The sequence below is a fragment of the Reichenbachiella sp. MALMAid0571 genome (genome assembly GCF_040151475.1).
Classification (GTDB): domain Bacteria; phylum Bacteroidota; class Bacteroidia; order Cytophagales; family Cyclobacteriaceae; genus CAXBNB01.
In genome coordinates this window covers 19,098-31,892 of record NZ_JBDKWG010000090.1, presented here as the reverse complement: position 1 = coordinate 31,892, position 12,795 = coordinate 19,098, and the positions used below count along the sequence as shown (strand labels likewise).

Sequence of the window (12,795 nt, the reverse complement as noted above, 5' to 3'; positions counted from 1 at the left end):
GTCCGGTTTAGCGCAAAAACAGGAAAAAAAACCAAAACCAAAACCGTATTCGAAAAAGGGACGATCAAAATCTAATTTTAGGTTCTGAAAATTGAATTTTTTACTCTCCTGATTATTGAAAGTCCGACAGACTCCTAGTCCAGGTAAATTATCTTAAACTATCCAGTTTTTTCAATACGCTTGTTCCTCTGGAAATAATTCCTGGAGTACCACTTTGCATCAAATCTTCTACTATGGTTTTGAGTTCGTTTTTTAAGTCAGGGTATTTTACGCAAAGATTAGCAAGTACAGTCATGGCAAATACCTTAATGGCTACAGGCTCTTTGCTGGATAGGAGGTAATCAAAACATTTGGTGGCAAGAAAACCTTCTTGTGCTTCTGGAATGGTTTTATTTTGTAGAACTCTTAGTGTATTTCGTTTTACGGCATCATTGACGTCATTTTGGAGGTTGGTGATTATTTTGTCAATGTGAGGCTCTATTAATTCAGGGTAAGCATCGAATGCAGTACTCAATGCATGTCCTGCACGCTGAGTAATACGATAGTCATCACCTAAAAAAAGGTCAACTAATTCAGTGAATTTGCCTTGGTCATTGCCAATGTATTTAGCAATATAAAGGGCATTGGCTTTACTGTGCTCAACCAGTAATTGTTCTTGGATATTCATCAATTGTCATCTTCTAATGCTTCTAATATGTCAGCCAATTCATCATAATCTTTAAATCCTGGTTTTACTTCCTTACTACCTTTAAGTGCAATTCCTTTTATGTTCACAGTAGCAATGTCGCTTAAAATGGTTGATGCATTTAGTTCATATGCCTTTAAGACAGGGTAAATTGAAGCTAGTTCATCAATAGCCTTCTGTGCTGCTGAACTTACTTTGGTTTCGGATTCTAATAAAATATATTTTATACTGTCATTTATCAAAGTAAAATGGTTTTTCAGTGAGCCTTCACTTTGAAATGACTCTAAGTCAATTTTATAAATGACATTGCTGGTAAGGGAGAGGGCATTAGCCAATTCGACATTGTTTACCTCTATGTATTCAAATTTCAACTCTTGTTGCAAGGACATAATCACCGAAGCATCATTGGATTCAAATTCACCAACGAATTGAGGCCCTGAGATCCAACCGACGATTTCCTTGTATGATTCAGTGTCAATATATTCTGTCGATTTTTCATCTAAAGGAAATCCCAACAGATCAACACCCATACCAGCACAGTATCTGGCATCACTCAGATTAGTTATATTTCCTACTTTCACAAATGTTTTCAACGTCATATCAATAATTCTGATTTATAGATCAATTTTTTTTATTCAGACAGGAAGCAATGAGATGAATTTGATCTTAAATTGCAGGGCAAATAAAATCAATAATTCATAGATATGGCAGTAATAGAAGCAACGGATGAAAACTTTTCACAGGAATTGGAGAACCACTCAAAAGTGATAGTAAAATATTATGCAGACTGGTGTGGATCATGTCGTCTTTTCAATCCTAAATATAAAAGGCTTTCTGGTGATGATAGATTTCAAGGGGTTACTTTTTTGAATGTGAACGCAGAAAAAAATGAGGTGGCAAGAAAAGTAGCAGGAGTGACCAATTTGCCATTTTTTGCTGTATTCAAATCTGGTGTTTTGGTGGATGCCGTGGCTTCAAGCAAAGAAGAGGCAGTTGTAGAATTGATGAATAAACTGAACTGATATGCAGGTGCCGGTAATAAAAAAACTTGTTGAGATACATTCTGTAGAAGCTTTGGAGGAGGCTGAGGCAGCTATTCTGGATGAGCAGGCTCCAACTATCGAAATAGAGGGAGAGGATGACGGAGAGCAATTGACTCATGTGATGGCTGCTATTTGGATTATAGAAAAAATGGAAAAGGATCAAATTCCCTTTGGAAAAGCCATGAGGGAATATACCGCAAAAGTGAGGGAGTCTATCAACTAGACTTCAGTTACTATCGAAGTAGTGTTAAACCTCCAGGAATTTTAAATTCTTGGAGGTTTTTTTAGATATGTTAAAGAATTAATTTTTCTAAAAGACATTATTTGTTGAGCTATGAAATACTCTTCATTAATCTTGGTTTAACTTTGCGCCCTAAACAAACTAAAACCAGGCTTTGAACCTGGCAATTAAGTATGAGTACAAAAGGAAGAGTCCTCGTTGCTATGAGCGGAGGAATAGACAGTTCGGTTGCAGCTGTTATGCTTCATGAGCAAGGCTATGAAGTAATAGGAATGACAATGAAAACCTGGGATTACAATTCCTCAGGTGGAAGTAAAAAAGAAACAGGCTGCTGCAGTTTGGATTCTATCAATGACGCCAGAGATATAGCTGTAAACCTCGGTTTTCCCCATTACATATTGGACATCAGGGAAGAATTTGGCGATTATGTAATCAATCATTTCACGAACGAATACCTTGATGGTAGAACACCTAATCCTTGTGTGTTGTGCAACACCCATATCAAATGGGATGCATTGCTCAGAAGAGCGGATAAACTCGGTTGTGATTTCATCGCAACAGGACACTATGCCAATATCAGGGAAGAAAATGGTCGTTTTGTAATTTCAAAAGGCAAAGATGAAAACAAAGATCAGTCATATGCACTTTGGGGGATTTCTCAGGAAAGTTTGAGTCGAACGATGTTTCCTCTTGGTAACTTACATAAAACCGAAATACGTCAAATGGCAATCGACAGGGGATTTACTGCCTTGGTGAACAAATCCGAATCCTATGAGATATGCTTCGTGCCTGATAATGACTATCGTGGTTTCCTGAAAAGAAGGGTCGATGGTTTGGAGGAAAAGGTAAAAGGTGGAGAGTTTGTGTTAGAAGATGGCACTGTGGTTGGAAAACATGAAGGTTATCCATTTTACACTGTAGGTCAAAGAAAGGGGTTGGGTATTGCTCTGGGTTTCCCTGCTTATGTTATAGAAATAAACAAAGAGAAAAATCAGGTTGTATTGGGAACGTTCGATGAATTGGCCAGAGACGGGATGTATGTCGATCAACTAAATTTGAGTAAATTTAGCACCGTAGATGGTAGAATAGATACTGTGACCAAAGTGCGCTACAATGATGCAGGTTCTCCTGCCGTTATAGAACAGGTTGGTGATACAATAAAGGTATTTTTTGGTAAGGGTGTTTCTGCCATAGCTCCAGGTCAGGCTGCTGTTTTTTACGATGGCAATGATGTGATCGGTGGTGGTTGGATAAAATCAAGTTTTCACCAATTAGCAAATGCAAAATAAAGGCATTCTTCATATTTTCTTGTTTGGGTTAATAGCTGCATTGGTAGTTTCATGTAGTGAAACGACTATTTCACCGGACAACAATCGGTTGGGGCTTGAGTATTTCCCGTTGGAAACAGGCCAATATAGAATTTATGAAGTAGATGAGATATTGTATTCTATCTCAAGTTTTGATACCCTTAAATATGAATTGAAAGAATCCGTTGTGAGTTCTTTTGAAAACGCAGAAGGAGATCTCACTTACACCATTCATAGGGAAAAACGAAATACAGCTCAGGAAACATGGAAGCTGGATTCTGTTTGGTCTGCCAGAAAAACAAATTCAATTGCTGTCTCTGTTGAGAACAATATTTCGTTGGTCAAAATGGTTTTTCCGGTAAAGAATGACCTAAGATGGGATGGAAATGTGCTCAATAGTTTGGCTGAAAAGCAGTATTTCTATGACCTGAATCTGGAAAAGATGACATTTTCCGATCAGGAATTCAGTGATTTGGTAAAAGTAGTTCAAAGTGAAGTAGAAGAGAATATTGTGAACAGAGACGAACGCCATGAAATATATGCTAAAGATGTGGGGTTGGTAGAGAAATATGGCATGTCTTTGATGTATTGTACCGTTGATTGTCCGAGTCAGAAGACTATTGTATCAGGAAGGTTTATTCAGCAAACTTTGACGTCCTATGGTCAGGAATGACAAATTCATAGTGACTATTATTTTATTTCTAATTGCTGCAAATGTTCAAGCGCAAGTCAATCGCTATGTTGTTTACTTTCCTGATAAAGAAGACACTAATTATCGTATTGATCAACCTTTGGAGTTCCTATCTCAAAAGGCAATAGACAGGAGAGTCAAAGTTGGGTTTGAAATTACTGAACAAGATTTTCCTGTCAATCGAAATTATATCGATTCCCTTGTAAAATATAATGCCAACCCATATTACACTTCCCGATGGTTCAATGCTGCTATTATTCAGGTTGATGTTACTGTCAAAGACTTGTTGTTGGGAAAGTCATTCGTTACGTCTGTTGAATACGTAGCTCCGGGAGTTGAATATACGGAAGTGCCAAGTGAGAAAAATACAAGCTACACTTCTAATCCTCCTGTGTCTGATACAAAAACTACTGATAGACAATTAAGTATGCTGGCGGTAGATTATATGCATCAGGATGGATATACGGGCGAAGGGCTTTGGATTGCTGTTTTTGATGGGGGGTTTGCCGGAGCAAATGAATCATCTGTATTTCAAAATCTATTTGAAAACAATAAAATTAAAGACATGGAAGATTTTGTGTCCGGTGGGAAAGATGTTTTCATATATGATGACCATGGCACAAAAGTGCTAAGTTGTATTAGTGGTAAATACAATTCACAAATTGTAGGGACAGCCTATGATGCTGAAATCAGTTTGTATATTACAGGGGATGATGCGGTATATGAAGATGAATTTCGAATAGAGGAATTTAATTGGGTGATAGCGGCAGAGAAAGCTGATAGCTCAGGAGTTGATATTATATCTTCCTCTTTGGGTTATAACACGTTTGAGGATAGTTCTATGGATTATACTACAGCACAGTTGGATGGTAAAACAGCTATAGTCACAAAGGGTGCTGAAATGGTGTCCGATAGAGGTGTTTTGGTGGTGAATTCTGCTGGCAATTCCGGTGGTGATTCGTGGAATCTGATTACTTTTCCTGCTGATGGTGAAAGTGTTTTAGCAGTTGGAGGGGTGACTTCTTCCAAAGTGAGATCTGATTTCAGTTCATTCGGACCAACAGCAGACAATAGGATCAAACCTGATGTGGCAGCAATGGCCACTGGTACAGTAGTAGTCAATTCTCAGGGAAATATTGTTTCAAGCAATGGGACAAGTTTTGCCTGTCCGTTGGTGGCAGGATTTGCAGCAAGTCTTTGGCAAGCCAAGCCTGAGTTGACAAATATTGAGTTGAAACAGTTGATTATGACCTCATCCAGTCAGGCAAATAATCCTGACAATTCTCTTGGTTATGGCATTCCCAACTACAATGTAGCTGTTGGAAATATACTTGGGCTGGATAATGAAATGTCAAAGGATGTGCATGTTTATCCAAATCCGATTACCGGAAATAAGCTCAAAGTTAAATTTGATATCGGTCAATTTGGGAAAAGTTTGGCATTCGAAATATACAATAGCAATGGAAATATGGTCGTTTCAGACCAAAAGCAAATATTGCATTCAGATAATGAAATCGAATTGGATTTGACAGGACTTACAAAAGGGATATATATCTTATCCATCATTAGCCCTGATAATTACAAAGGGATTAAATTGCTGAAATTTTAAACTCCTAAAGTTATCTCTTTGTTGACACCAAGTCTTATCCTGTTTATGACAGACAAAAAGTACTTTCAGAAAAAATATTTTTTGGTTTTCTTTTTGATTTTTAACCTGTCTAAACTTTATGCTCAGGGAGGAGAGGTTTATGGTGTAGTGTTGGATTCGCTCAACAATCCTATAGAAGGAGTACACATAAAAGTCATCCCGTCTGATGCCATTGTCCTTACAGATTCCAAAGGAAAATTCAACCTGAAACTCAAAAAGAATCATTACACTATGGAATTCAGTCATGTTGAGTTTCATTCAGAAATAAGGGAAATTAATTTTAAAAAATATGCTGTACTGAGGTTTGATGTACAGATGAAAAGCAGGACTACAGTACTGGAAGGAGTGGAGGTTAAGGATGAAAAAAAACGAGAAACGGGAGTTTCGGGAATGGAGACTATTGATGCTAAAAACATCCAGAACTTACCTTCCGGTACCGGAGAGTTTAATAAAATATTAAGTACATTACCTGGAGTAGTGAGCAACAATGAGCTTTCATCTGCCTATTCAGTGCGTGGAGGTAATTTTGACGAAAATCTCGTCTATGTCAACGGGATTCAGGTTTATCGTCCATTTTTGGTCAGAGCAGGGCGACAGGAGGGCCTTAGTTTTATCAATCCCGATTTGGTTAGCAATATAGAGTTTTCGGCTGGTGGATGGCAGGCAAAATACGGAGATAAACTCTCTTCTGTATTGAATATTGATTATAAAAAACCGGATAAAAGTACGGGTTCAGTTAATTTAAGTTTGTTGGGTGGAAGTGTCCATTATGAAGGAAATAATGAAGATCGTGGCGTGTCATATATTGTTGGAATCAGGCACAAGAATACCAAATACTTATTGGGTTCATTGGAGACGAAGGGGCAGTACCTTCCAAAGTTTACTGATGTTCAGGCGTATGTAAATAAGAAATTTAAAAACAACCGAACCAATCTGGGAGTATTGGTGTCAACTGCTCACAACCGCTATTTGACCATTCCAGAAAAGAAACAAACAGATTTTGGTACAGTTGACAGATCCTATAGACTGACTGTTGCTTTTGATGGACGGGAAATACTTAAATACGATACTTACCAGACTGGTATCAATTTATCACATGTATTTTCTGATAATTTTAAGTCTTATTTGATTTCTTCGGTAGTGAAAACCAATGAAAGAGAAAACTTTGAAATAGAAGGGGGATACCGGTTGTGTGATTTAAACAATAATCCTTCGTCCAATAATTTTGATGAATGTGTGGTTATTCGTGGAGTAGGAACCAATTACAATTATGGGAGAAATAGTTTGGAAGCCTCTATAGTTAATGTAGAACAGAAAAATGAAGTGTATATCAATAATGACTTGCTGGAATTTGGAGTTCGCTGGGATCAGGAGAAAATTGATGATGCCCTTAGTGAGTACGCTTTTATAGATTCAGCTGATTTTTCGTCAATTACTGAAAACAGGAAAAATGAAATTCATCTGAATTCACAGAGGCTTTCAGCGTATGTTCAATACACGACGGTTTCTGCTGACTCTGCTCATTCATTTTCATTTGGAACCAGGTTAAATTACTGGAGTATAAATGAACAATTGCTAGTGAGTCCAAGGTTGAATTATTTATACAACCCTTCCGGCAACACCAACTACCGATTTGCTTTTGGCTTTTACCAGCAACCGCCATTTTACAGGGAATTAAGAGATAGACAGGGAAATATAAATATGGACGTAAAAGCCCAAACATCAATGCATTTTATTGCGGGGTTGGATCACTATTTTACAGCATGGGGAAGACCATTTAAATTTACTGCTGAGGCGTATCATAAAAAAATGGAGAACATAAATCCTTATGACGTTGAAAATGTAAGGTTAAGGTATTTTGCAAATAATGATACCAAGGCTTTTGCTCAGGGAATAGATTTCAGAGTGAATGGTGAGTTCATAGAAGGAACACAATCATGGTTTAGTTTGGGAATATTGAATACCAGAGAAGATATACCCAACGACGGAAAAGGGTACATAAGGCGACCGACAGATCAGAGGATTAATTTGGGGATATTCTTCGAAGATCATTTCCCTAATGACCCTTCTACCAAGGTTAATCTAAATATGTTGTTTGGTAGCGGCTTGCCCTTTGGTCCTCCGGGAAGAGATGATTTAAGAAATGCTTTCCCGGGAGATGAATATTATCGTGTGGATATTGGCTTCTCAAAAAGTATAAATATTCATTCTTCAGCTAAAATATCTCCAAATACGTTAAGTTTTGGTGTAGAAATTCTAAATCTTTTGGGGGCAGACAACACAATTTCGTACACATGGATAAAGGATGTTGAAAACAATCAGTTTGCCATACCGAATTCATTGTCGGCAAGGTTTTTGAATTTCAGGGTTCGAGTAAATTTTTAAACAAACAAAAATGACTAGGTTAATTAACAACTCAATAATGACAGCAGTACTGGTTGTACTGACTATTGGATGTACACAACGTACGGTAACAAGGGTGAGTCCTGATCAACAAATAGACCTGAGTGGCCGGTGGAATGATACTGACTCAAAGATGGTAGCAGAAGAAATGATCAATGATGTATTGAGACGTCCGTGGAGAGAGGATTTTTACAGAGCAACAAATCGTAAGCCAGTGGTCATCGTAGGTATGGTTTCTAACAAAAGTAATGAGCACATAGAGTCCGAAACTTTCATCAAAGATATAGAAAGGGAATTTATTAATTCCGGGATGGTGCGTGTAGTTCAGAATTCTGTGTTTAGAGAAAAACTCCGTGAAGAGAGGGCAGAGCAAGGTGAATTTGCTTCTATAGAAACTCAGGCTAAGTGGGGCAAGGAACTGGGTGCAGATTTCATGATGTTTGGTGTGATCACATCTATAGTGGATCAATATGGGAAAGAAAAAGTCAATAACTACAAAGTCAATCTGGAATTGGCAAGTATTGAAACCAACGAAAAAGTATGGATTGGCGACAAGGAAATCAAGAAATTCATTAGAAACTAGTTGGGCATTTTGTCTTCTTATTTTTCGAAACACTTATTATTTCTAAAACTCAAAAGATACCAGTCAACTTTTGAGTTTTAGAAATTGAATCCACATTCCCTTCATGCGAATATTCTATTCTACATGCTTTTTGTTGATAATGAGCAGTTGTGCTACTTATTATCACCTCAATCAGGATTTCAATAGAAATTTTGAAATGGGAGAATTACCTCAGGCCGAAAAGCTGCTGAATGATAACAAAGGAGCCGCTCAAAGTAAAGAGAAATTTCTTTACTACCTAAATAAAGGCACAGTGGCAGCCCTTCTTGACAAACCGGAGGAGAGCAACGAGTTCTTAGAAAAGGCCTATCTTTTTGGTGAAGATTACAAAGTAAATTATGTCAACGAGATTGGTTCTTTTTTAACAAATTCCAACTTGATAGAATACAAGGGAGAAGATCATGAACACCTGATGTTGCTATACTACAAGGCATTGAATTACCTGAAGATGGGTGAAAATGAAAATGCATTGGTCGAATGCAGGCGATTAAACGATAGGCTAAATAAGCTTAGTGACAAATATCGCAGTGACAATCGTTACAAAAAAGATGCTTTTATACACACCTTAATGGGTATTGTATATGATGCCAATCACGATTACAACAATGCGTTTATTGCCTATCGTAATGCCTATAATATTTATAAAGAAGAGTATGTTCAATTGTTTGGAGTTGAAACCCCGGAACAATTACGGGATGACCTGATGAGAACGGCATATTTGAATGGATTCTTAACAGAATTGGAGCAATATGAACAGGAGTTTAAGAAAAAGTATAAGCCGTCGGTAAATGAAGGAGGAGAGTTGGTGTTTTTCTGGAACAATGGTCTGGGGCCCGTAAAGTCGGAATGGTCGGTAAACTTTACTATTATTAAAGGTAGTGGAGGTTTTGTCACATTCGCCAACGAAGAATACGGACTTGACTTTCCCTTTCTATTAGATTCTGATGACGAGAGGGGAGATCTCACTGATTTGAGTTTTTTTAGGGTAGCGTTTCCCAAGTATATTGAGCGGGAACCTTTATATACTGCTGCAAATTTAGTGGCAGATAATAAGACCTATAAGCTTGAATTGGCTGAAGATGTAAATAAAATTGCTTTTAAAACACTCGATGAACGCATGCATATCGAAATGGCCAAATCCCTGCTAAGAGCAGCCTTGAAAAAAGTAGCAGAAAAAAAACTAAGAGAAGAAAACAAGGGTTTGGCTACCGTTTTAAGCATTGTAAATGCAGCTACTGAAAAAGCCGACACGCGCAATTGGCAAACGATCCCACATAGTATCTATTATACCCGGGTGCAGTTACCGGTAGGAGTGAATGAAGTGAAATTGAAAACGAAAGCAAGAGGAAATTCAGAGTACAATCAGATTCACGAGTTTCAATTTGATATTTCCAAAAATAAGACTCAATTTCATACTTTTTACTCCCTTGAAATGGCTCCCCGCTTTTCTAGAAACCAGCAGTCTATAGCACCCTAGATAAGCTTTTATTTGCTACCTTAGGCTTTTCAATCATACATTCTAAAAAATAAAATAATGAAATCAGCTAAATACCTCGTGTTATTGGTAATTGTTTTGGCCTTGGCAAACTGTGAAAACAAGCCATTAGAAGAAAAAAAAGTGGAGGAAGTTGTCACTTCCGGTAGGGAGTTTTACCAACTCAAAGTCTATACTTTTGATACAGAAACACAGGTGGCAGTGACCGATGCATACCTGAAGGAAGCGTATATTCCGGCAGTGAAAAAACTTGGAATCGAATCAGTGGGAGTATTCAGGCAAAAGATCACAGAGACTGATACTTTGTTGAAAATGTATGTCTTGATTCCTTTCACATCTATGGATGAACTTATAAGTATAGACGGAGCATTAGAAAAGGATCAGACATATCTGGCAGCTGGCAATGCTTATATAAATGCCGCCCATGATCAGACTCCTTATAAGCGTTTTGAATCCATTATCATGCAGGCTTTTGAAGAAATGCCAATGATGCAAGCTTCTCCTGTAGAAGGAGACAGGTCAGCCAGAGTATATGAATTGCGCAGCTATGAATCGGCCACTGAGAAGCTTTATAAAAATAAAGTGGATATGTTCAATGCCGGAGGAGAGGTAAAGCTTTTTGATAGACTGGGATTCAATGCTGTTTTCTATGGAGAGGTCATTTCCGGGTCGAAGATGCCCAATCTGATGTATATGACAACTTTTTCCAATCAGGCAAAAAGAGATTCTCTTTGGAATGAATTTTTTACAGCTCCTGAATGGGAAATCTTGAAAGCAGACCCCAAATATCAAAAAAATGTTTCTCATGCCGATAAAATATTCCTTTACCCAACTGAATACTCCGACTATTGATTTGGCTGAAAAATGATTAAAGCGGTAATTTTTGACATGGATGGCGTGTTGATCGATTCCGAACCCTTTTGGCAAAGGGCAGAAAGAGAAGTTTTCGGAGCATTGGGAGTACAGATCAGTGACAAAGAAGCAGAGAAAACAGCTTCAATGACAACCGTAGAAGTAACCAGGTATTGGTTTGACCAACAGCCCTGGACAGGAAGGAGTCTGGAAAAGGTGGAAAATGATGTGATTGATTATGTGCAAAATCTGGTAGCGAAGGAAGGCAAGCCAATGGAAGGTTTGGAGGATTTGTTAGAGTTTTTTACTGAAAAGGATTTTATGATAGGTTTGTCCACCAATTCTCCTCGCAGGATTATTCCAACCATATTGAAGAAAATAGGAGTAATCGATTATTTTGACTCTATATCTTCTTCTGAAGACGAACTGAAAGCAAAGCCCGACCCTTCTGTGTATTTATCTACAGCAAGAAAACTCAATGTTTTTCCTTCAAATTGTATAGTGTTCGAAGATTCTGGAGTAGGAATAAAAGCGGCTAAAAATGCCAACATGAAAGTCGTGGCATTGTTGCCACAGGAGAAATTTGATGATGGAAAATACAAGATGGCAGATTTGAAACTTAGTCATTTTTCAGACTTTAGTGAAGAACACCTGTTGGCATTGTCCCATGTAAAAACCTGATTGTGATAAGGTTTGGAGAGTATCTGGACAGCTCATTTGTGCCTGTAACATTTCATGATGTGAAGTGGGAAAAATGGAATTGATGAAAGAATCAAATAACTATCACCTGAAAATAAATAGGTCATAGTACAAAAAATGTACTTTTAGATATGAAAACACCAAAAGACAATTTATTATTTCTATTTTTTCTTATCGCTTTATCATCATGTACTACGAAGCAACCACTGGTAGATAATGAGGGTAGGCCACTAATAATCAGGTCAGGGACTATTGATGTGGACTTAGTAGAGACTACCCCTGTAGTATTTAAAAATAAGGTTTACAGATATGAATATGTAAGAAAGGGTTACTGGGGAAATAATACAGGTGATTCGTATTTTCGGTTTGTAGATACTGAAACAGGAAAGCCAACACCATCTTTTGCCAAAGGATTTCATTTAGGCAGTGCCTTTGTACATAACGAAATAGTCTATGTTACCGGGGTGGATATTTGGGATGGCGAACAAATCCATTTTTTTGCTTCAAAAGATTTGGTGGATTGGGATCACTGGCTGGCGTTGGAACTTCCCGGATTTGGAATTTTCAATACTTCGATGACCCGGGATGAGGAAGGTTTTGTATTGATGTTTGAAATAGGCAAACCTGATGAAAGGTCTGGCGAGCGTTTCACGGCTAATTTTGCAAAATCTAAGGATTTGAAAAAATGGGAGGTTTTGTCACCTGATCACAACTACGCAAAAGACCGTTATACAGCACCTCATTGTCTGCGTTACCTTGATGGGTATTATTATAATTTTTACCTGGAGGCACATGATGGGTATGAAATGAGGGTTGTGAGGTCAAAGGACCTGATACAATGGGAAGCAAGTCCATTAAACCCCGTCTTGAAAGCGTCTGACGAAGACAAACGAATTGCCAATCCTAATTTGTCAGAGAAATTGCTGGAAGAGGTATCAAATGCCATAAACATCAACAACTCCGATATAGATTTTTGTGAATTCAATGGAAAGTTGGTGATTAATTATTCATGGGGAAATCAGCGAGGCGAAGAATTTTTAGCTGAAGGATACTATGAAGGGACATTACAGCAATTTCTTTTGGGGTGGTTTCCTGAAGAGTAGTTTTTA

At 37.8% G+C, this 12,795-nt stretch carries 13 protein-coding genes; 11 read left to right on the top strand and 2 right to left on the bottom strand.

Annotated features, from left to right (window positions below; all coding sequences use genetic code 11):
• Positions 1 to 148: 148 nt before the first annotated feature.
• Together AAOP42_RS02825 and AAOP42_RS02820 are read right to left on the bottom strand one after the other, a co-directional pair.
• Complete coding sequence (locus tag AAOP42_RS02825) at positions 149 to 667, bottom strand: HEAT-like fold family protein (RefSeq protein ID WP_349526942.1); 519 nt, start codon at positions 665 to 667, stop codon at positions 149 to 151.
• Entirely contained in the window at positions 667 to 1,284 is a 618-nt protein-coding gene (locus AAOP42_RS02820; protein WP_349526941.1) for a beta/alpha barrel domain-containing protein, read from the bottom strand. The genes AAOP42_RS02825 and AAOP42_RS02820 overlap by 1 nt, the downstream gene beginning before the upstream one ends.
• A gap of 105 nt (positions 1,285 to 1,389) precedes the next feature.
• Between AAOP42_RS02820 and AAOP42_RS02815 the strand changes: the two genes are divergently transcribed.
• The 11 genes from AAOP42_RS02815 to AAOP42_RS02765 all read left to right on the top strand — a co-directional run bounded on the left by AAOP42_RS02815 (position 1,390) and on the right by AAOP42_RS02765 (position 12,789).
• On the top strand, positions 1,390 to 1,707 hold the full coding sequence (locus tag AAOP42_RS02815) for a thioredoxin family protein (protein ID WP_349526940.1): 318 nt from the start codon (positions 1,390 to 1,392) through the stop codon (positions 1,705 to 1,707).
• Position 1,708: 1 nt separating this feature from the next.
• Positions 1,709 to 1,951 carry a DUF6952 family protein gene (locus AAOP42_RS02810; RefSeq protein ID WP_349526939.1) on the top strand — a complete coding sequence of 81 codons (243 nt, stop codon included), beginning with the start codon at positions 1,709 to 1,711 and terminating at the stop codon, positions 1,949 to 1,951.
• A 191-nt stretch (positions 1,952 to 2,142) separates the two neighbouring features.
• Positions 2,143 to 3,258, top strand: a complete 1,116-nt coding sequence (mnmA, locus tag AAOP42_RS02805) for a tRNA 2-thiouridine(34) synthase MnmA (RefSeq protein WP_349526938.1) — start codon at positions 2,143 to 2,145, stop codon at positions 3,256 to 3,258.
• Positions 3,248 to 3,949 carry a hypothetical protein gene (locus AAOP42_RS02800; protein WP_349526937.1) on the top strand — a complete coding sequence of 234 codons (702 nt, stop codon included), beginning with the start codon at positions 3,248 to 3,250 and terminating at the stop codon, positions 3,947 to 3,949. The genes mnmA and AAOP42_RS02800 overlap by 11 nt, the downstream gene beginning before the upstream one ends.
• Positions 3,936 to 5,576 carry a S8 family serine peptidase gene (locus AAOP42_RS02795; protein ID WP_349526936.1) on the top strand — a complete coding sequence of 547 codons (1,641 nt, stop codon included), beginning with the start codon at positions 3,936 to 3,938 and terminating at the stop codon, positions 5,574 to 5,576. Before AAOP42_RS02800 ends, AAOP42_RS02795 begins: the two co-directional genes overlap by 14 nt.
• Before the next feature lie 45 nt (positions 5,577 to 5,621).
• Entirely contained in the window at positions 5,622 to 8,000 is a 2,379-nt protein-coding gene (locus tag AAOP42_RS02790) for a TonB-dependent receptor (RefSeq protein WP_349526935.1), read from the top strand.
• A gap of 10 nt (positions 8,001 to 8,010) precedes the next feature.
• Positions 8,011 to 8,601 carry a penicillin-binding protein activator LpoB gene (locus tag AAOP42_RS02785; protein ID WP_349526934.1) on the top strand — a complete coding sequence of 197 codons (591 nt, stop codon included), beginning with the start codon at positions 8,011 to 8,013 and terminating at the stop codon, positions 8,599 to 8,601.
• A 103-nt stretch (positions 8,602 to 8,704) separates the two neighbouring features.
• The gene (locus AAOP42_RS02780) at positions 8,705 to 10,117 is read left to right on the top strand and encodes a COG3014 family protein (protein ID WP_349526933.1); all 1,413 of its coding nucleotides are present in this window, start codon (positions 8,705 to 8,707) and stop codon (positions 10,115 to 10,117) included.
• 57 nt (positions 10,118 to 10,174) lie between these two features.
• Positions 10,175 to 10,987, top strand: a complete 813-nt coding sequence (locus tag AAOP42_RS02775; RefSeq protein ID WP_349526932.1) for an NIPSNAP family protein — start codon at positions 10,175 to 10,177, stop codon at positions 10,985 to 10,987.
• Positions 10,988 to 10,999: 12 nt separating this feature from the next.
• Positions 11,000 to 11,668: a hexitol phosphatase HxpB gene (hxpB, locus tag AAOP42_RS02770; RefSeq protein ID WP_349526931.1), complete on the top strand. Its 669-nt coding sequence runs from the start codon at positions 11,000 to 11,002 to the stop codon at positions 11,666 to 11,668.
• A 149-nt stretch (positions 11,669 to 11,817) separates the two neighbouring features.
• Positions 11,818 to 12,789: a glycoside hydrolase family protein gene (locus AAOP42_RS02765; RefSeq protein WP_349526930.1), complete on the top strand. Its 972-nt coding sequence runs from the start codon at positions 11,818 to 11,820 to the stop codon at positions 12,787 to 12,789.
• Positions 12,790 to 12,795 lie beyond the last annotated feature (6 nt).

Bases quoted from the DNA above. Each gene is read 5' to 3' on its own strand.
- AAOP42_RS02825 (WP_349526942.1), bottom strand. From the start codon at position 667: ATGAATATCCAAGAACAATTACTGGTTGAGCACAGTAAAGCCAATGCC.
- AAOP42_RS02820 (WP_349526941.1), bottom strand. From the start codon at position 1,284: ATGACGTTGAAAACATTTGTGAAAGTAGGAAATATAACTAATCTGAGT.
- AAOP42_RS02815 (WP_349526940.1), top strand. From the start codon at position 1,390: ATGGCAGTAATAGAAGCAACGGATGAAAACTTTTCACAGGAATTGGAG.
- AAOP42_RS02810 (WP_349526939.1), top strand. From the start codon at position 1,709: ATGCAGGTGCCGGTAATAAAAAAACTTGTTGAGATACATTCTGTAGAA.
- mnmA (WP_349526938.1), top strand. From the start codon at position 2,143: ATGAGTACAAAAGGAAGAGTCCTCGTTGCTATGAGCGGAGGAATAGAC.
- AAOP42_RS02800 (WP_349526937.1), top strand. From the start codon at position 3,248: ATGCAAAATAAAGGCATTCTTCATATTTTCTTGTTTGGGTTAATAGCT.
- AAOP42_RS02795 (WP_349526936.1), top strand. From the start codon at position 3,936: ATGGTCAGGAATGACAAATTCATAGTGACTATTATTTTATTTCTAATT.
- AAOP42_RS02790 (WP_349526935.1), top strand. From the start codon at position 5,622: ATGACAGACAAAAAGTACTTTCAGAAAAAATATTTTTTGGTTTTCTTT.
- AAOP42_RS02785 (WP_349526934.1), top strand. From the start codon at position 8,011: ATGACTAGGTTAATTAACAACTCAATAATGACAGCAGTACTGGTTGTA.
- AAOP42_RS02780 (WP_349526933.1), top strand. From the start codon at position 8,705: ATGCGAATATTCTATTCTACATGCTTTTTGTTGATAATGAGCAGTTGT.
- AAOP42_RS02775 (WP_349526932.1), top strand. From the start codon at position 10,175: ATGAAATCAGCTAAATACCTCGTGTTATTGGTAATTGTTTTGGCCTTG.
- hxpB (WP_349526931.1), top strand. From the start codon at position 11,000: ATGATTAAAGCGGTAATTTTTGACATGGATGGCGTGTTGATCGATTCC.
- AAOP42_RS02765 (WP_349526930.1), top strand. From the start codon at position 11,818: ATGAAAACACCAAAAGACAATTTATTATTTCTATTTTTTCTTATCGCT.